At 63.6% G+C, this 20,965-nt stretch carries 20 protein-coding genes; 15 read left to right on the top strand and 5 right to left on the bottom strand.

The features are described from left to right. Positions 1–25: 25 nt before the first annotated feature. From cheY to D3260_RS01075, 5 genes are all read left to right on the top strand, one after another. Positions 26–415, top strand: coding sequence for a chemotaxis response regulator CheY (gene cheY, locus D3260_RS01095; protein WP_120096700.1), 390 nt, complete (start codon positions 26–28; stop codon positions 413–415). 28 nt (positions 416–443) lie between these two features. Then, positions 444–1,115, top strand: coding sequence for a protein phosphatase CheZ (gene cheZ / locus D3260_RS01090; protein ID WP_120096698.1), 672 nt, complete (start codon positions 444–446; stop codon positions 1,113–1,115). 368 nt (positions 1,116–1,483) lie between these two features. Next, positions 1,484–2,635 carry a flagellar biosynthesis protein FlhB gene (gene flhB, locus D3260_RS01085; protein WP_120096696.1) on the top strand — a complete coding sequence of 384 codons (1,152 nt, stop codon included), beginning with the start codon at positions 1,484–1,486 and terminating at the stop codon, positions 2,633–2,635. Next, positions 2,632–4,719, top strand: a complete 2,088-nt coding sequence (flhA, locus tag D3260_RS01080) for a flagellar biosynthesis protein FlhA (protein WP_120096695.1) — start codon at positions 2,632–2,634, stop codon at positions 4,717–4,719. Before flhB ends, flhA begins: the two co-directional genes overlap by 4 nt. Further along, positions 4,716–5,132 (top strand): flagellar protein FlhE, encoded by a 417-nt coding sequence (locus D3260_RS01075; protein ID WP_120096693.1) that lies wholly within the window; start codon positions 4,716–4,718, stop codon positions 5,130–5,132. The genes flhA and D3260_RS01075 overlap by 4 nt, the downstream gene beginning before the upstream one ends. Positions 5,133–5,172: 40 nt before the next feature. On the opposite strand, the gene D3260_RS01070 is transcribed toward D3260_RS01075, so the two are convergent. The 3 genes from D3260_RS01070 to flgA form a co-directional block, all read right to left on the bottom strand. After that, entirely contained in the window at positions 5,173–5,637 is a 465-nt protein-coding gene (locus D3260_RS01070) for a flagella synthesis protein FlgN (protein ID WP_120096692.1), read from the bottom strand. A gap of 6 nt (positions 5,638–5,643) precedes the next feature. Further along, positions 5,644–5,931 carry a flagellar biosynthesis anti-sigma factor FlgM gene (gene flgM / locus D3260_RS01065; RefSeq protein WP_120096690.1) on the bottom strand — a complete coding sequence of 96 codons (288 nt, stop codon included), beginning with the start codon at positions 5,929–5,931 and terminating at the stop codon, positions 5,644–5,646. Positions 5,932–6,157: 226 nt separating this feature from the next. Beyond that, positions 6,158–6,865, bottom strand: a complete 708-nt coding sequence (gene flgA / locus D3260_RS01060; RefSeq protein WP_120096689.1) for a flagellar basal body P-ring formation chaperone FlgA — start codon at positions 6,863–6,865, stop codon at positions 6,158–6,160. Between the two features lie 130 nt (positions 6,866–6,995). Here flgA and flgB point away from each other — a divergent pair, with 130 nt between their 5' ends. The 10 genes from flgB to D3260_RS01005 all read left to right on the top strand — a co-directional run bounded on the left by flgB (position 6,996) and on the right by D3260_RS01005 (position 16,832). After that, positions 6,996–7,436 (top strand): flagellar basal body rod protein FlgB, encoded by a 441-nt coding sequence (flgB, locus tag D3260_RS01055; protein ID WP_120096687.1) that lies wholly within the window; start codon positions 6,996–6,998, stop codon positions 7,434–7,436. A gap of 27 nt (positions 7,437–7,463) precedes the next feature. Then, the gene (gene flgC, locus D3260_RS01050) at positions 7,464–7,868 is read left to right on the top strand and encodes a flagellar basal body rod protein FlgC (protein ID WP_120096686.1); all 405 of its coding nucleotides are present in this window, start codon (positions 7,464–7,466) and stop codon (positions 7,866–7,868) included. A 12-nt stretch (positions 7,869–7,880) separates the two neighbouring features. Then, positions 7,881–8,600, top strand: coding sequence for a flagellar hook assembly protein FlgD (locus tag D3260_RS01045; RefSeq protein WP_120096684.1), 720 nt, complete (start codon positions 7,881–7,883; stop codon positions 8,598–8,600). Between the two features lie 157 nt (positions 8,601–8,757). Then, entirely contained in the window at positions 8,758–10,197 is a 1,440-nt protein-coding gene (locus D3260_RS01040; protein WP_120096683.1) for a flagellar hook-basal body complex protein, read from the top strand. A 26-nt stretch (positions 10,198–10,223) separates the two neighbouring features. Beyond that, on the top strand, positions 10,224–10,979 hold the full coding sequence (locus tag D3260_RS01035) for a flagellar basal body rod protein FlgF (protein WP_120096681.1): 756 nt from the start codon (positions 10,224–10,226) through the stop codon (positions 10,977–10,979). A 71-nt stretch (positions 10,980–11,050) separates the two neighbouring features. Further along, positions 11,051–11,833: a flagellar basal-body rod protein FlgG gene (gene flgG / locus D3260_RS01030; RefSeq protein ID WP_120096680.1), complete on the top strand. Its 783-nt coding sequence runs from the start codon at positions 11,051–11,053 to the stop codon at positions 11,831–11,833. A gap of 48 nt (positions 11,834–11,881) precedes the next feature. Beyond that, positions 11,882–12,547, top strand: a complete 666-nt coding sequence (locus D3260_RS01025) for a flagellar basal body L-ring protein FlgH (RefSeq protein WP_120096923.1) — start codon at positions 11,882–11,884, stop codon at positions 12,545–12,547. A gap of 14 nt (positions 12,548–12,561) precedes the next feature. Continuing rightward, positions 12,562–13,683: a flagellar basal body P-ring protein FlgI gene (locus D3260_RS01020; RefSeq protein ID WP_120096678.1), complete on the top strand. Its 1,122-nt coding sequence runs from the start codon at positions 12,562–12,564 to the stop codon at positions 13,681–13,683. Continuing rightward, entirely contained in the window at positions 13,683–14,762 is a 1,080-nt protein-coding gene (gene flgJ / locus D3260_RS01015) for a flagellar assembly peptidoglycan hydrolase FlgJ (protein WP_120096677.1), read from the top strand. Before D3260_RS01020 ends, flgJ begins: the two co-directional genes overlap by 1 nt. 354 nt (positions 14,763–15,116) lie before the next feature. Further along, positions 15,117–16,832, top strand: coding sequence for a methyl-accepting chemotaxis protein (locus tag D3260_RS01005; RefSeq protein ID WP_120096674.1), 1,716 nt, complete (start codon positions 15,117–15,119; stop codon positions 16,830–16,832). Positions 16,833–18,024: 1,192 nt separating this feature from the next. Here D3260_RS01005 and flgL read toward each other — a convergent pair. Continuing rightward, positions 18,025–19,239: a flagellar hook-associated protein FlgL gene (gene flgL, locus D3260_RS01000; RefSeq protein ID WP_120096672.1), complete on the bottom strand. Its 1,215-nt coding sequence runs from the start codon at positions 19,237–19,239 to the stop codon at positions 18,025–18,027. 10 nt (positions 19,240–19,249) lie between these two features. After that, on the bottom strand, positions 19,250–20,878 hold the full coding sequence (gene flgK, locus D3260_RS00995) for a flagellar hook-associated protein FlgK (protein WP_120096671.1): 1,629 nt from the start codon (positions 20,876–20,878) through the stop codon (positions 19,250–19,252). Positions 20,879–20,965: the final 87 nt, after the last annotated feature.

Here is a 20,965-nt window from a genome sequence, read left to right as displayed (position 1 = left end):
CAACTGTTGTTCGACGGAGACTGAAATGGCCACGGCCGATCTGCAAATTCTGGTGGTCGACGATTTCTCGACCATGCGCCGCATCGTGCGCAACCTGCTCAAGGAGCTGGGCTATCACAACATCGAAGAAGCCGAGGACGGCGCCGAAGCACTGAACAAGCTCGGCGGCGGCACGTTCCAGTTCGTGGTCTCGGACTGGAACATGCCGAACCTGGATGGCCTGGAAATGCTCAAACGGATTCGTGCCGATGATGCGCTCAAGCATCTGCCGGTACTGATGGTCACCGCCGAGGCCAAGAAGGAGAATATCGTGGCCGCCGCCCAGGCCGGTGCCAGTGGCTATGTCGTCAAACCGTTCACGGCTGCCACGCTCGAAGAGAAGATGAACAAGATTTTCGAAAAACACGGCCTGTGATTTCCATTTTCGGCCTCGAGAGACAGCCATGAGCGACAACGATCGCCCGACGACATCCGCTGAGACGCAGAACGGCGAATTGATCGATCGCATCGGTCAACTGACCCGTGCACTGCGGGACAGCATGTGTGAGCTGGGACTGGACAAGGAGGTCGAGCAGGCTGCCCGCGCGATCCCGGATGCGCGTGACCGGCTGGCCTATATCGCCGAAACCACCGAAGCCGCTGCCGAGCGGGCGCTAGCCGCGATTGAGGTCGCGAAACCGGTTCAGGCCAGCCTGTCCGAGGACGCCCAGGCCCTGTCAGCACGCTGGGACCGTTGGTTCGAGGCGCCCGAGGATTTGTCCGACGCCCGCGAGCTCGTTGCCGATACGCGCAGCTATCTGCAACAGCTGCCGGCACAGACCCGCGAAATCAATGCGCAACTCCATGAAATCATGATGGCGCAGGATTTCCAGGATCTGACCGGTCAGGTGGTTGGCAAGCTGGTCGGGGTGATCCGTCGCATCGAAAGCCAGCTCGTGGAAGTGTTGATCGAACACATGCCCGAAGCCGCCGAATACCGTGATCGGCGTGATGCGGACCAGGCCGACGACGAGTCGGGCCTGCTGAACGGGCCTCAGATCAACGTCACGGAGAAGACCGACGTGGTTACCAACCAGGCCCAGGTGGACGATCTGCTCGACGAGCTTGGTTTCTAGAGCCCGTCGTCAGGAGATAGATGGATAGCCGCATTGCCCGGCCGGCAGCTTCAGGCAAGACCTGCAACGCGCCATGGTGTCGCGGCCGGGCGCCACTATGAGGGGCCTACAGCCAGGCGGCGGCAATCCGGCGTGATTGTTCTTTCACGTGGCGCATACCACGTCGTGCTCGCGGCGATCGGTGTGCCGCTGGGGCGGGCTGTCGATCTTCGGACGACACGCCCGAGCCGGATTCGGCCGTCTCGGGCCTGCCACGGCGGTCGCGTGGTACGACATCGGTCGATAAGCGCGCATTAGCGAACGCAGTTCGCGGTTCGTCGCATCCCTGTGTCTCGGCATAATCGCGCCGGGTTGAGGGGGCGTTCGAGATGGCCGAGGGCAGCGACGAGGAAAAGACAGAAGACCCGACACCGCAGCGCCTGGAAAAGGCGCGTGAGGAAGGGCAGGTCGCCCGTTCGCGCGAGCTGACCACGTTTTTGCTGCTGGCCACCGGTCTCGCCGGACTCTGGTTGACCTCCGGCTGGCTGATCGACTCGGTGATGACCGTCGGGCGCTCCGGGCTCGGCTTCAGTCCAGCCATTGCACATGACCCGGCGCGCATGATGTCGCATGTGGTGGCACAGTTCTTTGCGGTCGCCCGTGGGATCGCGCCGTTATTCGTCGTGCTGGTGGTCGTCGCAATCGTTGCGCCTAATCTGCTCGGTGGGTGGCTGATCTCGGCCAAGTCGCTGAAGTTCGACGTCAACCGGCTCAATGCGATCAAGGGGCTGGGGCGCGTCTTTTCGGCCAATGCCGTTGCGGAACTGGCCAAGGCCGTAGCCAAGTCGGTGTTGATCGGCTCCGTGGCTGCCGGGTTCGTCTACGTTCATATCGGTGAACTGCTGGATCTGGCCGGTGCGGATCCGGCGACTGCGATCGTGCATGCCCTGCGCCTGGTCATCTTCTGCTGTGCGCTGATGGTGCTGGTATTTGTGGTGGTGGTGGGCATCGACGTGCCGTTCCAACTCTGGAACCACCAGAAAAAGCTGCGCATGAGCCTCAAGGAGATCAAGGACGAGAACAAAGAGAACGAGGGCGACCCGCAGATCAAGGCACGTGTTCGCGAGCAGCAGCAGCGCATGGCACGACAGCGCATGATGGCGGCGGTGCCGGAGGCCGATGTGGTCGTCACCAACCCGAGTACCTACGCGGTGGCACTGGCCTACGACGGGGATCGAATGGGCGCCCCGCGCGTCGTGGCCAAGGGCGCGGATGAGGTCGCCACGCGTATTCGCGAAAGGGCGGCTGAACATCACATTCCTCGCCTGGCGGCACCGCCACTGGCGCGCGCGTTGTATCGGCACGCCGATCTCGACGCCGAGATCCCGGCGGCACTCTACGGCGCGGTGGCCGAAGTCCTGGCCTGGGTGTATCAGCTTGATCGGGCCAGCCGCGAAGGCGACGCCGCGCCGGCCGTTCCCGACCATATCGATGTGCCGCCCGAACTGGCGGTGCCTGCCGGAGACGACAGCTCCTCATGAATACCTTGACTGCCTGGCTCGGCCGCAGCGGCCTGGACCAGCCCGGCCCCTACAAGATGCTCGCCGGGCCGCTGCTGATCATCATGATCATGGCGATGATGATCCTGCCGCTGCCGCCGTTCGTCCTCGACGTGCTGTTCACTTTCAACATCGCACTGTCGGTGATGGTGTTGCTGGTATCGATGTTCACCACGAAACCGCTGGATTTCCTGGCGTTTCCGGCGGTTTTGTTGTTCGCCACGCTGCTGCGGCTGTCGCTCAACGTGGCTTCGACCCGTGTGGTGCTGATGAACGGCCACGAGGGCGCCGGGGCCGCCGGACAGGTGATTGAATCGTTCGGCGAGTTCCTGGTCGGCGGCAATCTCGCGGTCGGCCTGATCGTGTTTCTGATCCTGATCGTGATCAATTTCATGGTGATCACCAAGGGGGCCGGGCGTATCGCGGAGGTGGGCGCACGCTTCACGCTCGACGCATTGCCCGGCAAGCAGATGGCTATCGATGCCGATCTCAATGCCGGTCTGATCGACGAAAAGACCGCGAAGTCGCGACGCGAGGAAACGGCCATGGAGGCCGATTTCTATGGCTCAATGGACGGGGCCAGTAAATTCGTGCGTGGCGATGCCATCGCCGGCATTCTGATCATGGGGATCAACCTCATCGGTGGGCTGATCGTCGGCATCGCCCAGCACGGCATGAGCATGTCCGGTGCGGCCAAGACCTATACGATTCTGACCATCGGCGACGGTCTCGTCGCCCAGGTCCCGGCCCTGGTGATTTCCACCGCCGCCGGCGTGACGGTCTCACGAGTGGCCAGCGAGCAGGATGTCGGCCAGCAGCTCATCGGACAGCTGTTCAACAACCCGAAAGTCATGTTTCTGGCGGCCGGCGTACTGGGGCTGCTGGGCCTGGTGCCCGGCATGCCGAACATGATGTTTCTCCTGTTCACGGCCGCGCTGGCCGGCATTGGCTGGTGGCTGCACCGCGAAGCACGGGCCCGTGAGTCACAGACCAGCGAAGCTGTTCCAGCCGCTTCAGCCAGTGCCGCGGCCGAGGAGGCGAGCTGGGATGATGTGCAGCTCGTGGACCCGCTCGGCCTCGAGGTCGGCTACCGCCTGATCGGCCTGGTCGACGCGGCGCAGGATGGCGAGCTGTTGCGACGGATTCGTGGCATTCGCAAGAAATTCGCGGCCGAGGTCGGATTCCTGCCGCCTGTCGTGCATATTCGCGACAATCTGGATTTTGCGCCCCATGATTATCGGGTCACGCTCAACGGTGTCGAGATCGGTCGGGGAGAAGCCTATGTCGGTCAGTTCCTGGCGATCGATCCGGGCGGAGCCGTTGGTGAACTGGAAGGCCGAGCCGGCCAGGATCCGGCCTTCGGCCTGCCGGCAACCTGGATCGAGCCGGACAAGCGCGACAGCGCCGAGGCTCGCGGTTTCACGGTCGTCGACGCCGCGACAGTGGTGACCACGCATATCAATCATCTGTTGTCGACGAACGCGGCCGCGATGCTCGGCCGGACCGAGGTCAGTCAGCTGCTCGAACGCGTGAAGAAGGATTATCCCGATCTGGTCGACGAGGTCGTTCCGAAACCGATTCCGTTGGCGACCCTGACCGTGATTCTCGAAAATCTGCTCGCGGAGCAGGTCTCGATCCGCGACATGCGACGGATTCTGGACACGCTGGCCGTGCACGGCGCCCACACCACCGACAGCGATGCGCTGACCGCGGCCGTGCGTGTGGCACTCGGCGCGGCGATCGTCGAATCGTGGTTCGGCGCGGACAAGCAGATCGATGTCATCGGTCTCGACGCCCGACTGGAGCAGATGCTCTCACAGGCACTCAGCAACGGGGGCGGCATCGAGCCGGGTCTGGCTCAGACGCTGATCGATCAGACCGAGCAGGCCGCACGTGCGCAGGCCGACAGCGGTGTATCACCCGTGCTCGTGGTCAAGCACGACCTCCGGCCGCTGCTGGCGCGGTTCCTGCGTCGCAGCATCGATTCGCTGGTGGTGCTCTCGCAGGCGGAAATTCCCGATGACCGGCGCTTGCGGGTGGCGCGTCTGATCGGCCAGGGCGGATGAGCCGGTTGGCAGCGTGGCAGGTGGCGGTAGCCACGATTGGCCTGGCCGCGCCGGTTGCGGCGACCGCGGCGGGCAGCTGGGTTGCCGAAGCGGCACTGCCGACGCTGCGGTATCACGGCCAGCGCTATGTCTCGCCGGTGCTCAAGCCAAGGCCGACCACACCGATCGCCGGCGACGGCATACACCGGGTGCACTGGACGTATGGCTACGATCGACCCGGCCCGCGACTCTCGGCGCGCTTGTGTGCAGCCGGACGCTGTATCGATGCAAGCAAGGCGCGCGGCACATCGGAGGCGTTCGCAGGCCTTGCAGTGGCGACGCCTTTTCGGCTGGTGCTGGCCGCGCCGGGCACAGGGCCGATATCCCCGGTGCTTCGGGCCGGACATATCCAGCTCGTCGTTGATTTTCAGTAATTGCTTGCCCGGCTGCGTCGGCCGGGTCATGACGCGCTGTTTACGCGCCGCCTAGCGAGCGCCCGGTGCCGCCGGCCTGTCGACGGCCATCCGGTGCATAAAGTGAGCCGGACACATTGCGGCGAACGAAGGCAAGACGTGTCTCGGTGTAGTCGAGACGATTCTGTATCGCCATGCCATTGATGGCGTTCTGGTTTCGGGCACGGGCCACGCGTTCGCTCAAGTCGGCCCAGAGTTCGCTGCACCCCAGCCGCGCTGCCATGTCGGCATCACTGACCTGTTCGTCGGCCTTGAGAGCGGCCGCAATCAGATGACCGCGCTCACGTTCCATGGTTTCGAGGGCAGCAATCTGTTGTGTCTTGGCCTCGGTGGCTTCGGCGAGTGCCGCGTAGACCACGGGCCGTGCTGCCAGTGCGACCCGCTCGCGCTCGAGCACGTCGAGAAAAGCCTGGACGGCGATATCCTGGCGTGTGAGGTGCGCGGCGTAATCGGCGGCGAGCGTCATCGCGGATCAGTCGTCGCCGGCCAGTTCACGCGCGCTGGCGATGAGGCCGTCGGCAATACGCCCGCTGTCGAAGGTCAGTGTACCGTCGGCGATGCCTTGACGAATCTCGGCCACGCGCGCCGTATCGATATCCTGACTGGTATCGCCGGTCGAAAGCCGATTCAGATGACTGGCATCGCTGCTCGGGTTCGGCGTGTCCGATCGCACGGAATCCGCGCGCCGTGTGGTGGCCGTCGAATCCAGGCCGGTGCCGGGGGTGATGCGATGGACGGAGTTATTGTTGATCGGGTCCATGGGAACGTCGGTTTCCTTGGCCGAAAGGGCCAGTCGGCATGTGACTGTCGATGATAACGGCTGGGCGCGATGAAACTTAAGTCACGATGTCGCAATTCAACGCGATTGGAGTGGAATCATCCATCTCGATCCATTGCGGCCGACCCTGTGAGGCGGCCGTGCTGCCGCTGCGGGAAGAAGCCCACCTGCTCGCGGCCAGCTCGGACGATACACCCGACACTGCGAGTCAGGGCGAAATGACGACCACGCCGGCGCTCCGCGGGATGCCGGAAATCACCGTGCCGTTGTCGGTGCGAACCCGCAGGCTGGTGCCGGCGGCGGCATTGTCGAGTGCGCGTCCGCGCGTGGTGATCGAAAACCCCGGCCCGCGAGACACGATCTTGACGCGTTCGCCGCGTCGGATCAGGTCGGGAGCCGTGAGCATGTTGGCCACGATGGCCTGGGATTCCCCGATCCGTCGCCTTGCCTGCTGGCCGATGATGGCTTTTTCATTGGCGGGCAGACGGTCCAGATTGCGGGTGATGTCGCCGTCCCGGGGGGTCAGATCGCCGGCCTCCAGAGTACGCCCCGTCTGGATATCACGGCTGGCGACATAATAAGTGCCGAAAACGCGGACATCGGCCTGGACATAGCGCGTCTCCTCGCCACCGCCGCTGCAATGCAGGCCCACGGTGATGCGGCCCGTGGTCCGGTTAGCCCGCCCGGGAAGAAAAGGCTGCGCGTCGCGGCAGCCCTTCAGATTGGCCAGTGGGGTGTTGATGTCCACGGTCACATGATCCCCGACGCCGGCGTTTTCGGCGTGCAGGAAATCCTGAATGCGGCTGGACAGGGCCTCGTGGTCGCCGGCCTGTGCGGCCAACGGTGCGGCCAGCATCGAGCCCAGGGCGAGTGCGACCAGCCCAACACCGCGCACGGTCCTTCGATTCTTCGACATGGCGCAAGTCTAGTGCGTGATCCGGGATGGCTCATCGCGGGATTAGCGCACAAACCGGGAGGCTTATCACGCGATCACCACGGCACGCGCCGCCTTAGAGTAAGCGCTGTCGTCGGCACGAGGGAATACGATGATCGACCGTCTCACTGAATCGCTGGGTTTCTACAGCCAGGCACTGAATCTGCGCGCGGAGCGTCAGAAAGTGCTGGCCTCGAACATCGCCAACAGCGATACCCCCGGCTACAAGGCGCGGGACTTCGACTTCGCCTCGTCGCTCGATGCGGCCATGGAAGCCAGCCAGACCGGCTCGCAGGTCGGATCCGGCGCCGGACTGGCGCTGGCCACTACCGAGCGCGGCCATATCGCGGGGCAGGCGCCGTCGACATCCGGTGCGGCCGGTGTCGATCTCGCCTACCGCAATCCGGATCAGCCCAGCCTGGACGGCAACACGGTCGATATGAACACCGAACGTGTCCAGTACATGGACAACGCCGTGCACTACCGAGCCGATCTGCAGATCCTCGGCAGCCAGATCAAGGGTCTCAAGGCCGCGATGGAGCCGAGTCGCTGAGAGCGATCGTAATCGAAGGGGGAATTCATGGCAGTCAACAATATTTTCGGCATCGCCGGTTCGGCGCTGACCGCGCAATCCCAGCGGATGAATGTCGCGGCCAGCAACATGGCCAACGCCGACAGCGTCGCCGGCCCGAACGGCGAGCCTTATCGTGGCAAGGAAGTCGAGTTTCAGGTGGCATCGGCCGCGGGTTCGCAAGTGGGCGGTGTTGCCGTGGCCGGCGTGCGCGAGAATCCGGCGCCGTTTCGTCAGGAGTACCGTCCGGACAGTCCATTGGCCAACGCGCAGGGCTACGTCCAGATGCCCAACGTCAATCCCACCGACGAGATGGTCAACATGATCTCGTCGGCGCGATCCTACGAAGCTAACGTGAACGTGCTCAGCACCGCCAAGGATCTGGCGCTGCGCACGCTCACTCTCGGGGAGTAGGAGCTCATCGCCATGCCAGCCGATTCCCTGACCTCTCTGTATTCGAGCCCCGGCTCGAAGGCTGCGGCCGATGCCGCATCACGGACACCCCATACGCGCAGCGACTCGACATCGACGTCGGCCGGACAGCGCACCCAGGATCTGAGCAACCGATTCCTGACGCTGCTCGTCGCCCAGATGAAGAATCAGGATCCGTTGAATCCGACGGACAATTCCAAGGTCACGTCGCAGATTGCGCAGATCAATACCGTCACCGGTATCAACGATCTCAACGACACGCTCAATCAGATCAACGGGCAGATCGACAAGTCGCAGCAGCTGCAGGCCAGCGCTTTGATCGGCCACCAGGTGCTCGTGCCCGGTCAGGGTGTCAAGGTTGGCGATGACGGCACGGCGACCGCGTTCGGCGTCGACCTGCCCAAGAACGCCGCGGAAATGTCGATCACGATCACCGACGATGCCGGCAACGTGGTCCACAAGTCGGATTACGCCAACCAGCCGGCCGGGGTGCAGTCCTTTTCATGGGACGGCAAGGACCCGAGCGATGCGAAAGTCGATCCGGGCCGCTACAAGGTGAACATCACAGCTATCGACAGCCAGGGCGAGGCCATCAAGGCAAGGCCGCTGGAAACCGGGTATGTCAATGGTGTGGTCGCCGGACAGTCCGGCCCGCAGCTCGATCTCGGGCCGAGCGGCCTGATCGCGCTCGACGACGTGTATCAGATCCTCTGACGAGGGCATCTCAAATGACTGCGGGCGACCGTCGGCACGAACCGGCGTGTTCTTCGCACGAAAAAGCGCGCGAAACAACCGCTGTTCGCATGATTGAAAACACGCGACGCGCCCGATACTGGGCACGCTTTGCATCTACAGACACGAGGGTGGGGACATGGGATTCACGCAGGGTATCAGCGGCCTGAAGGCTGCTTCGGCCGATCTCGACAACATCGGCAACAACATCGCCAACTCGCAGACGACCGGCTACAAGTCGTCGAGCACGCAGTTCGCCGATATCTACGCCAATGCACGAACCGGTCTCGGCGTTTCGGTGGCCGGCATTTCACAGAATTTCGCGACCGGCTCGTTGTCGACCACCGATCGGAATCTCGATGTGGCGATCGATGGCGGCGGTTTCTTCCGGCTGTCGAACAACGGCACCACGCAGTACTCGCGTGACGGCCAGTTCCAGCAGACCCGCAATGGCACGCTGGCCAACAGCAGCGGTGCGTTGCTGACGGGCTACAACGTGTCGAATTTCAACGACCCGAATGCGTCTGCGACGGTCAATGCCGGCGGTACGCCGCAGGTGATTCAGCTGCCCAACGAGGGCCTGAATGCGCGGGCGACCAGTCTGGCGTCCTTGCCGGCTGCGCTGAACGCGGGCACCGAGATCAAGTCGGGCGATAACTTCAATGCCACGGATGCGACCACCTACGACTGGTCCACGCCGAACACGGTCTACGACTCGCTGGGCAACGCGCACAGCGTGAACATGTATTTCACGAAGATCGGCGAGAACCAGTGGCAGGTCAACAGCCAGATGCCGCTGGGCAGTGATGCCACGCTACCCTCCCAGGTGCCGGCCAATGGCGATGCTGCCGGTGATCTCGACGCAGCCACGGTCGCGCAGCTGCAATCCGCCTCCAGTGGCACGTACGCGGTGACCATCGACGGCACGGATTACACCGCGCGTGTCAGCGGTGCCACCAACAACGGCAACGGCCCCTATACCGGCGGCACGGTGACCTACACACAGTCGCTGCCGGTCACGACGCTGAACTTCGACAGCGCCGGGAACCTGCAGAACGCGACCACGCCGAACAAGGCCGAGGGCCTGTCGGATTCGCGGGTCGCCTACAGCCTGAATGCGCGAAACGGTTCCGCGCCGATCGATTTCAGCTTCGATTTCGCCGGCTCGACCCAGACCGCGCAGTCGTTCTCGGCCGGCAACCCGTCGCAGGACGGCTACGCCTCCGGCGCGTTGACCGGTGTCACCGTTCAGGACAACGGCATGGTGACGGGCAGCTACGACAACGGTCAGTCCGTGAACCTGGCACAGGTCGCACTGGCCAGCTTTCGCAACGAGAACGGGTTGCAGCCGGTTTCCGGCAACGCCTGGACCGAAACCGCCGAATCCGGCCAGCCGGCTCTGGGTGTGGCCGGCAGCGGCCAGTTCGGTGATCTGCGCGGCGGCACGCTGGAGTCCTCGAACGTGGATCTGTCGCAACAGCTCGTCGACATGATCGTCTCGCAACGCAACTACCAGGCCAATGCGCAGACCATCAAGACGCAAGACCAGGTTCTGCAGACCGCGGTCAACCTGCGCTGATCGGCGCGCGCCACTAGGACGCCATCATGGATCGTCTGATCTATACCGCGCTTTCCGGCGCGAGCCAGATTCTGGACCGGCAATCGGTCGTGGCCAACAACCTGGCGAATGCCTCGACCACCGGCTTCAAGGCCGAGTTGTCGGCGTACCGGGCGGTCCCGGTCAACGGCGGCGGGTTGGCCACGCGTGCGATCACCGCGCAGACCACACCCCAGGCCGATCTGTCGCAGGGCGGGATCGAACACACCGGCCGTTCGCTGGATGTGGCCGTGGACGGGGCCGGCTGGCTGTCGGTGCAGGCCGACGACGGATCCGAGGCCTACACCCGCAACGGCAATCTGCAGATGGATGCCACGGGCATGTTGCGCAGTGCAGGGCGGCCGGTGCTGTCCCGCAACGGTCAGCCGATCGTGTTGCCACTGAATGCCACTGTATCGATCGCGGCCGACGGCACCATCTCGGCGCTGGGTGGCGGCGAAGAGCCGAACACGATGACAGACGTCGGCCAGCTCAAACTGGTCGGGGCGGGCGACAACGGCATGCATCGCCGGGGTGACGGGCTGTTCCAGCGCGGCGCGCCGGGTACGCCGGACGATGGCCCGGCGCCGTTCGATGGCACCGTGCGGCTAGTTTCCGGTGCGCTGGAGTCGAGCAATGTCTCGCCCACGGAAACGATGGTCAGCATGATCGGCGATGCACGCCAGTTCGAGATGCAGATGAAAATGCTCTCGTCCGCCGACGACAACGCCCGTGCAGCCAACCGGCTGCTCGACGTCACCTAAACCGCACAGCACGGCTGCCGGTCTCGGTAGTCCTTCGATCGCTTTTCGCGGTCGTTCAAACGGGGGAAAACATGATTCGATCGCTCTGGATCGCCAAGACGGGCCTGGAAAGCCAGCAGACCAAACTGGATACGATCTCCAACAATCTGGCCAACGTATCCACGAACGGTTTCAAACGATCGCGGCCGGTCTTTCAGGATCTGCTCTATCAGGATGTTCGTCAGCCGGGCGCCTCATCGTCGGTGCAGACGAATCTGCCGTCCGGTCTGCAGATCGGCTCCGGGGTGCAGGCCATGGCCAACGAGCGTCTGCATACCCAGGGCAGTCTGGAGCAAACCGGTAATTCCAAGGATGTTGCCATCGAAGGCAAGGGGTTCTTTGCCGTGCAGATGCCCGACGGCACGACCTCCTATACGCGAGACGGCAGCTTCCAGCTCGATCGGAACGGTCAGCTTGTCACGGCGTCGGGCTTTCCGGTCGAGCCGGGCATCACCGTGCCGCAGAACGCGCTGTCGATCAGCGTTGCCCAGGACGGCACCGTGTCCGTGACCCAGCCGGGCAGCGCCGAGAACAACGAAATCGGCCAGATGCAGTTGTCGACGTTCATCAATCCGGCCGGTCTGCAGAGCATCGGCAACAATCTCTACAAGGAGACCACGGCCTCGGGTCCGCGCAACGACAATCCGCCGGGCATCAACGGGGCCGGGCTGTTGCGCCAGAAGTACGTGGAGACCTCGAACGTCAACGTCGTCGAGGAAATGGTGGACATGATCGCGACCCAGCGCGCCTACGAGATCAACTCCAAGGCCGTGGAAACGTCGGACCAGATGCTGCAGCGTCTGTCGCAGCTCTGATTGATCGTGCGGGCATTCTGGACAAGTGTGGCCCGGCGCGGGCCGGCCATGGCACGCGGTCTGCTCCTGGCCGGCGCGGTCGTCTCGTTGCTGGGCGGATGTGCACAGCTGCCACGTCACGACATCGTCACCGGGCCGACGACCGCGCAGCCGCAGCCGCCGCCACGCCAGGAAAGCAATGGCTCGATCTTCCAGGCGGCCTACAACAAGCCGTTGTTCGAGGATCGTCGTCCGCGTCAGGTCGGCGATATTCTGACGATCGTGCTCAACGAGGATCTGTCGGCGACGAAATCCTCGGCCGCCAACGCCAGTCGCCAGGGGTCGGTCGGCTTCAACCCGACGGCCGTGCCGGCGGCGATCGGCAACTGGCTCAGCCGACAGGATACCGACATTTCCGGCACGAATGATTTCCAGGGCTCGGGAGATGCCAACGCATCGAACACGTTCACCGGTCGGATTACGGTGACCGTCATGCAGGTGTTGCCCAACGGCAATCTGCAGGTGGCCGGCGAGAAACGCATCGGCATCAATCAGGGGACGGAATTCTTGTTGTTCTCCGGGGTGGTGAATCCACGCACGATCGGCGCCAACAGCACCGTCACGTCGTCCCAGGTCGCCAATGCGCGGCTTGAGTATTACGGCGACGGTTACATCGATGAAGCGCAGCACATGGGATGGTTGCAGCGCGCATTGCTCAATATTTCGCCGTTCTAGGCAAGAGGGTCGTCATGAAATGGGGGTTCATTCGCGCTGTCGCGTTCGCATTGGCCAGCGTGTGTCTGGTCATGGGCATCAATGTCTGTGCCAGCGCACAGCGGCTCGGCGATATCGCGACGTTCGACGGCGTGCGCTCCAACCCGTTGGTGGGTTACGGGCTGGTCGTGGGGCTGAACAATACGGGCGACCAGACCACACAGACGCCGTTCACCGGCCAGTCCATCCGCAACATGCTCACCCAGCTCGGCGTGACCGTGGCCGGTGGCACGAACATGCAGCTCAAGAACGTGGCAGCGGTCATGGTCACTGCCGACCTGCCGGCGTTCGCGGCCACCGGCCAGAACATCGACGTAACCGTGTCGTCGATCGGCACGGCCGATTCGCTGACCGGTGGCACGTTGCTGATGACACCGCTCAAGGGGGCCGACGGCAATATCTACGCGCTGGCGCAGGGTAGTGTGCTGGCGCCGGGGCTGAGTGTGCAGGCCGCCGGGTCGAGCGTGCAGGTGAACCAGACCGCGGCCGGACGGATCCCCGAGGGCGCGGTCGTCGAGCGCAAGGTCGAATCGAAGCTTGCCGATAAAGGCACGCTCGATCTCGAACTCAAGCACGCCGATTTCGCGACCGCCACACGGGCGATGAATGCCGTGAACGACCGCTTCGGCCAGCGGATCGCGACCGCGCACAATTCACGTCTGATATCGATCGCCGTGCCTTCGGGCATCGACTCGACAGTGGCTTTCATCGCCGCGATCCAGGATATCCGCGTACAACAAGGCACGCCGCGGCCTCGCGTGATCGTCAATTCGCGGACCGGCTCCGTGGTCATGAATGGGCGCGTCACGCTCGACGAGGCCGCCGTGGCGCACGGCAGCCTGTCGGTGACGATCGACTCCAACCCGATCGTTTCGCAGCCCAATGCGCTTTCCGGCGGCCAGACCGCCGTGGTGCCGAATGCCGACATCAACGTGCAGCAGGACGACGGCTCGCTCAATTACGTGCCGCAGAGCACATCCTTGCGGCAGGTCATCGATGCCTTGAACCGGCTCGGTGCCACGCCAGTCGATCTGATGGCGATTCTCGAAGCACTCAAGGCAGCCGGCGCGCTCAATGCCGATCTGGAGGTGATCTGATGGCCGGCGATATTGCCAACGGTGGCGCGATGGCCTACGACGTCAGCGGCCTGGACAAGCTCAAGTACACCGCGGCACACAAGCCGGATGCCGGCCGGCATGAAGCGGCCAAGCAGTTCGAGGCCATGTTCATCAAGCAGATGCTGTCGAACATGCGCAAGGCCATTCCGCTGTCCCATCTGCTGGGCGACTCGTCGGCGAGCAAGCAGTATCAGGACATGATGGATGCACAGTGGTCGCAGACCCTGGCCCAGCGGGGCATCGGACTGGCCACGATGCTCGAGAAACAACTGGGCGGCGCGGGGGCGACGTCCGCGTCCGCGCCGCGCGAGACGGATCTGGCCAATGCGAGCGGCGTGCCCGAAGCCAAGCCCCGCGCGCTGGCGCCGTCGGAGTCCCTGGCGGCGATCGAGGCTCAGCGCGCGGCCAGTGGACAGAACCACGCATCAATGACCGGCCACGAGACCGCACCCGTGGTGGGCATGTCTCAGAGCCCGGCCGAGCCGCTGTTCGCTCTCGACGATGTCCGCGACGTATTCGACAACGCGTTGTCGCCCAAGGTGCGGGCGTTCGTCGATCAGCTGGGCGGTCCGGCCCGCATGGCGGCCGGCCGAACCGGGCTGTCGCCCCAATTGATCCTGGCACAGGCGGCGCTCGAGACCGGCTGGGGTCGGCACGAGATCACGACCGACTCGGGCCAACCGAGTTTCAATGTCTTCAACATCAAGTCCACCGGCTGGGACGGCGCGACGGCACAAGTCACGACGCACGAATACACGGACGGCACGAAACAGGCCACCCGCGCCGGTTTCCGCGTCTATGATTCCTACGATCAGGCGTTTTCCGACTATGCGCGGCTGATCAACGACTCGCCGCGCTACGCCGCCGCACGTGAAGCAGCGACGCCCGATGCCGCGGCCCGGGCGCTCCAGGACGGCGGTTATGCGACCGATCCGGCGTACGCCGACAAGCTGGTTTCGGTGATGAAATCCTTGCCGGCAAGCCACACGCCCGGTCTATTCTCCGACAGTCATGGCCCGATCGTGGACATGTCAGCCACCGGCAATCCGCTGACATAGTCGGGTCAGCCCGCCTCGGTCCGGCTTGCCGAGGCACCCGCAAAGCGCGCAGCACGCCAGCGTGCATGCCCGATACCAGCAGCCACGGCATGCGGTGATCGCGTCGCGAACGGTTGGCGATTCGCATCGGTCGGATCCGACGCGGTACGTACCCGTATGGCCGACTGCCCGCCGGATCCGCCCATTACGTGCCGCTCAAGTTGATGGCGCATCGGCCGATAGAACAGGACCGCGCGGATCGTCGGTCTGATGGCGTCGCCCACCTGCCGTGCGTTGCCGCGTCGAGTGTCGCCTGCGACCACCCAGAGGTTGTCGGCGTCGGTCTCTTTTCAACGCGCTTATCAGGTCTTTCCAATGCTGGATTTCTTCAGAACCGTCAAAGCCAAAATGGGGTTGGGCTTTGGTGTCATCCTGATCCTCGTGATCATTCTTGGCGTGACATCCGTCGTCGCACTCAAGCAATCGAGTGCGGCCGAGGATCGGATGTTCTCGAAGAACGTGCTCGGGCTCCGTTATCTGACCGCCGTCAATACACTGCTCGGCCAGACTCAGTCCAAGGCGTTGCGATTACTGAAGAACCGCGATGACGATGCCGTCCGCGACCTGGCGTCGTTCTTTGAACAAGCGAACCCGAAGATCGAGACAAACTTCGGCCAATATTATCCCGGCAAGATTCGGGCAGAGTCGGAGAAGCTGGAAGCGCGCCAGGCGATCGACAACTATCACGAGTTCGCCTCGATGATGGAACGTTTCATCAGCGCGGCCCAGTCGGGCAACTACGAGCAGGCCAACACTTTATACCTGTCGCGTATCGCCTCGCCGTTCGAAACGCTTCGCAACAACTTGCATGATCTGGCAGATGCGCAGGTTTCCCAGGCCGAGGCCGCGCACGCGGCCGCTTTGACAAGCGCGCACCGCAAGGAGCTGTTCGTCATGGTGTTGCTCGGCATCGTGCTGTTGCTGACATTCGCCACCACGATCTGGCTGGCGCGGATGATCACCATTCCGCTGGCGCGTGCCCGGTCGGTGGTCGGGGCCATCAGCGAGGGTCGGCTGGATAACGAGATCGACAATCCGTTCAAGGACGAATTCGGGGCGATGCTGGCAGCACTGTCGAACATGCAGTCCCGGCTGACGGACGTGGTGCGTCAAGTGCGCGACAGCTCCGAGTCGGTCGGTGTCGGCGCCGGCCAGATCGCCAGCGGCAACGACGAGCTCAGTACCCGAACGCAGGAACAGGCCGCCAGCCTCGAACAGACCGCGGCTTCCATGGAGCAGATGACCTCCACGGTGAAACAGAATGCCGATAACGCCGCCCAGGCCGATCAGCTCTCGCAGGACGTTCGACGACAGGCACGTCTCGGCGGTGAAGTCGTCGGCCGTGCCGTGACGGCGATGGACGAGATCAGCGCGTCGAGCCGCAAGATCAGCGACATCGTCGGCCTTATCGATGATATCGCCTTCCAGACCAATCTCCTGGCGCTCAATGCCTCGGTGGAGGCCGCTCGCGCCGGCGAGCAGGGCCGCGGCTTTGCCGTGGTGGCGACCGAGGTGCGTAATCTGGCCAGTCGCAGCGCGGCGGCAGCCAAGGACATCAAGGAACTCGTCGAGGACAGCACCGCCAAGGTGGCTGATGGTTCGCAGGAGGTCGCGCGGTCGGGCACGACACTCGAGGAGATTGTCGAGTCGGTGACCAAGGTCAGCGATCTGGTCTCGGAAATGGCCTCGGCCAGCAAGGAACAGGCCGAAGGCATCACACAGGTCAATACGGCCGTGAGCCAGATGGACAGCATGACGCAGGAGAACGCGTCTCTGGTCGAGGAATCTGCGGCAGCCAGCCGCTCGCTGGAAGAGCAGGCACGCGCGCTCAAGACACAGGTGGCCTTCTTCCGGATCGCAGCCGGCGAGGCTGTGATGCAGTCGAGTGTGCCCGCGGCGGCCACGGCGCCCAAACAGTCGCATGGCGCGACCACTACCACCAAGCCCACGGCGCCGCAGCGTAAGACACCGGCCCGTGAAGAGGCCGTGCCGGAAGAAAGCGACGACGACGATAACTGGACGTCGTTCTAGGGCCTGTTGAGGTTTCGTTCGAGCGCCTTTTCGTTGAGAGGCCGCAGTGTGTCCGGCAAGGCGCGAGTCGCCGATCGTGGCGTGCCACGATTCAGGCTCGCCACGCCGCAGGGCGGGATTTGTGGCCCAACACTTCGGGACAAGCGCCCCAAAATCAAAAACACGACGGCAATACAGCGTTGTAGCCCGCTGGTGCAAATAACGGCACGGTGCGCACTACGCCTCGTCTTGCCGCCCATCGTCAATTGCAGGGCGCGCTTGGCGCGGACTCGCACGAAATCCTAGCCAGTACCGCGCACCGCCGGGGAGCCGGCGGCCGTCGCTTGTCGGGCCGCTTGCGCGTATCAGCGCGACGGCCCTTTTTGTGCGCCGCATGCGGACAGACATGTCGAGAGCCTCTTTCGAGGTGTCGCCCGAATCGGCCGCGCGTGTCTCGAGACCGACTGGCGACGAGACGAGGCGTCGGGTCTGATATCAGGCGTCCCGTCCGCCCAAGTGCGCTGGATTGGCAGCATGTCCGGGGTTTCGTCCGGCGCATCGGAGCATGCATGACGGTTGATCATGGTGTCCGAGGCGTTGCCGGTCGCGATCGGGGCAGGGCGCAGCCGCGACTCGCGCCGCGGTAGGGCACGATTCATGGCTCAACGCTTCGGCACAGGCGCCGCGAAATCGAAAGCACGAAGTCATCCAGTGCGCCATCACGCCGCTACAGAGAGCGACACGTCAAACGCGCGATGCCTCGTCTCGCCGCTGATAGCCCATTTCAGGAACCCGTTGGCGCGGACTTTTACGACATGGGTATCGGATCGGCTTTGCAGAAAACGAGCGCGTCCGCACACATATCGACGGGTGCCATGCGATGTCGTTCATCGCTTGTAGCTAATACACCAGACTGCGCCCGATTGGGTCTACGAGTGATCGCATCGACCGCGCGGTGTGTTCCTCGGCCATGCGCGTGGTGGGCATCGTGATATTGAGCTTGGCACGTTGATTGACGGAGCAATCCCCGCGCGCCGGGGTTACCCGCGTGACGGACGTCGCCCGGCGATGCCGCGGTCGCGCTTATGGGACGCCAAAGCAGCTCGCACGACGATGATCGCCGCTGCGGCGCCATATCCTGGCGTGCGCAAGCCCCCGGGCGGGTGAATCCGGGATCCGACGTCGTATGCCGAGCCTTGTTTCGAGACAGGCCCTAGCCGCGATTGAACATCGAGGCCTGTTGCACGCTCATGAACGCCTGTTGTGCGGCAGAAAGTGCAACCTTCGCAAGCGATAAATCCGAGATGGTCGAGACCATGTCGGCATCTCGAATATCCTTGATGCGGGATTCGTCGGTCACTTTCTGTGTATCGCCCGCGTCATCCAGGGTATCGAGGGCGTTGAGCCGCAGGCCCAGATTGGACCGCACGGACAGCACGTTGTCGAAGGCATTATCGACCTGACGCATCGTCCGGTTCACGGTGTTGCTGAGCCGGGCACGGTCGGTTTCGCTGTCGGCCGGCTGGCGGAGCGTATCGACTGCGCGTGACAGAGCGTTCAGGATATTGTTATCGGCGGGCGCGTCCTTGGCGAAGGTGTAGCTGTCGCCGTCGGCCGGATCGCCCTTGATCGTGGTCTGGAGCCCATCGCCGAGGGCGACCGTCTGACCGGGCTGATAGGCCTGTCCGGATACGCGTGTCTGGCCGCTCGTCTTGTCAATGACGCTGTACGTGACATCGCTGCCACTGCCCTGGAAACGCAGCTCGAAGTCGTGACCGTAGTCGGCAGCGTTGGCGTCGGTGACGTCCAGGGCGGCATACGTCGTGCTGCCGGCATTGTCCCCGGCCGTCGCCACATAGGCACTCGTTGCGGTCGTGCTGGTAAACACAGCCGAGCCGGAATCGTTGACGGCCATCTGGCGCGAGCTGTCGACCTGGAGCTGGCGTTGGCCCTCGTCGCCTTGATAGGTGAGGTTGCCCCGATCGCCGCTGAATGGCGTCACGTCCGACTTGAAACCGGCGAAGATATAGTCCCCGTTGCCGTCGCGGGCATTAGCGGCGGCCAGCATTTGCTGGTAGACGCCATCGAGGCGGTTGGCCACCGATTCGCGGTCGCCGTCGCTCAAGGTGCCGTTGCCGGCCTGGACAAGTGCCTGCTTAGCCGAATCAAGTGCCTTGGTCACCTGGTTGAGCTGATTCTCTTCCGAGGACAGATGGGTTTCTGCGGTCGATCGGGTGGCCGCGTACTGGGCATGCATCTGACGGGTCTGTTGCGTGTCCAGCAGTTGCGCTGCGCCGCGCGGATCGTCCGAGGGTTTGTTGATCCGGTTGCCGGTTGCCAGCTTCTCGCTGATCTGGGACAGGCGCGTCTGCTGATCAAGGATCGACTGGGTGCTCTGCGCGTAAATCGTATTGGTGCTAAGACGCATGGCTAATCTCTCAGTTTCCCAAACCCAGAATCGTGTCGAAGACGTTCGAGGCCGTCTGGATGACACGGGCGTTGGCTTGATACATCTGTTGGTAATACATGAGATTGACGTTCTCTTCCTCGAGATTGACCCCGGCTACGGATTGTTGTGCCTGAGTCAGTTCGTCGGTGATCGCGCTCTGTGAATCGGCGTTGACCTGGAGGGCCTGGGTCCGATTGCCGATGTCACCGACCAGCTGTGAGTAATTGTCGGCGAAACTGCGGTTGCCCTCGACCGTGTCGGCCTGTTGCAGGTCGGCCAGGGCGCTGGCATTGGTGTTATCACCCTTGCCGTTGCCCTGGCCGGCAGCCAGGTGCGCCGGATCCGAAACCGCCACCGAGAATGCCGCAGCTGCGCCGTCCAGCGGACGCACGCTGAAAGCGTCGCCATCATCAGGGGTGCCCGAGACCGTGACATCCAGCCCGCCGAAGGCGAGCGTGTTCGTGTCCGGGTCGAATGAAGCTTCGACGGTACTGCCATCGCCGGCCCGCGTGACTCGATAACCACTGTCGTCGTCGTAGGTCACGCGATATTGGTCGGCGGTCACGGCCGAGGTCTGCTGCGGGTCGAAGGTGGCCGTGAGCGAGGCGTTACCGGTATTGCGCTGACCCGCGTAGACACTCGGCCCGTTGATGTTGAACAAGGCCTGGCCCGGGTTGCCCGCAAGGTCGGTGCCGGCTTCGTGTTGGGCGTTTACGGCGACGGCCAGATCATGGGCGGTCTGGTCAAGCTTGGCCTGAATCGGGTCGAGCGAATCGGTGGCGAAGGACAGCAGACCACCGATTTCGCCGCCAGCAACGCGGTCGTTGGGTATTTCACGATCGACCCCGTCGGCGCCGGTATAGAACAGGCGGGGTTGTGTGGGATCCTGCTCGCCTTTGGCGATCCGCAGCGCGTGGCTGCCGGTGGAATCGACGATCGCTTGACCGCCCACGGCGAGGTTGTAGCTGCCGTTGTCGTTCTGGGTGACATCGACATCGACCAGTTTGGCGGTCTGGGTCACCAGTTGATCCCGCTGGTCGAGAAGATTGTTCGGCGGCTGGCCTGTCCGGGACTGGGTCGTGGCGATCTTGTCGTTCAAACGCGCGATCTCGCTCGCGTTGGTGTTGACCTGCGCGACCGCACTGTTCAGCTGCTTGTCGACCGCCTTGCCCATATCGGAGAGCGTGCCGGCGAACGAACGGAAACGGCCCGCCATGTTGTCGGCCGCGCCGAGAACCGCGTTCCGTGCCGAGGCGTCTGACGGTGAGCCGGCGAGGCCCGCGAGGCTGTCGAAGAAATCCTGCATTCGCGGCCCGACCCCGGCATCGCTGTCGGACAGCAGATTGTCGATCTGCGACATCTGATCGAGATGGCTGGACGTGGCGGCGGCCGTGGACTGTGCGCTATTGAGTTGGCTTGTGAGGAACTGTGCGTAATGACGCTGAATGCCGGTGACGGTCACGCCGTTGCCCTGACCGGAACCCGCGGTTTCCGCCAGCGTGGTCGTGCGCCGTGTATAACCGACCGTGTTGACGTTACTCATGTTATTGCCGGTCGTATTCAATCCCGCGCGTGCGGCACCGAGACCGGACAGGCCGATTTGGAAGAGATTGGACATGCCCGGAATACTCCTGTCGTCGCGTCGGGACTGAAGAACGCCTACCCGAGGGTTAACGGCGATCAATCGAAAAACTTGAGTCGTATG

Origin of the sequence: Salinisphaera sp. Q1T1-3 (genome assembly GCF_003602005.1) — a bacterium.
Lineage (GTDB): Bacteria > Pseudomonadota > Gammaproteobacteria > Nevskiales > Salinisphaeraceae > Salinisphaera.
Note: the sequence above shows the minus strand (reverse complement) of the source record. Positions and strands in the feature narration are given on the sequence as shown.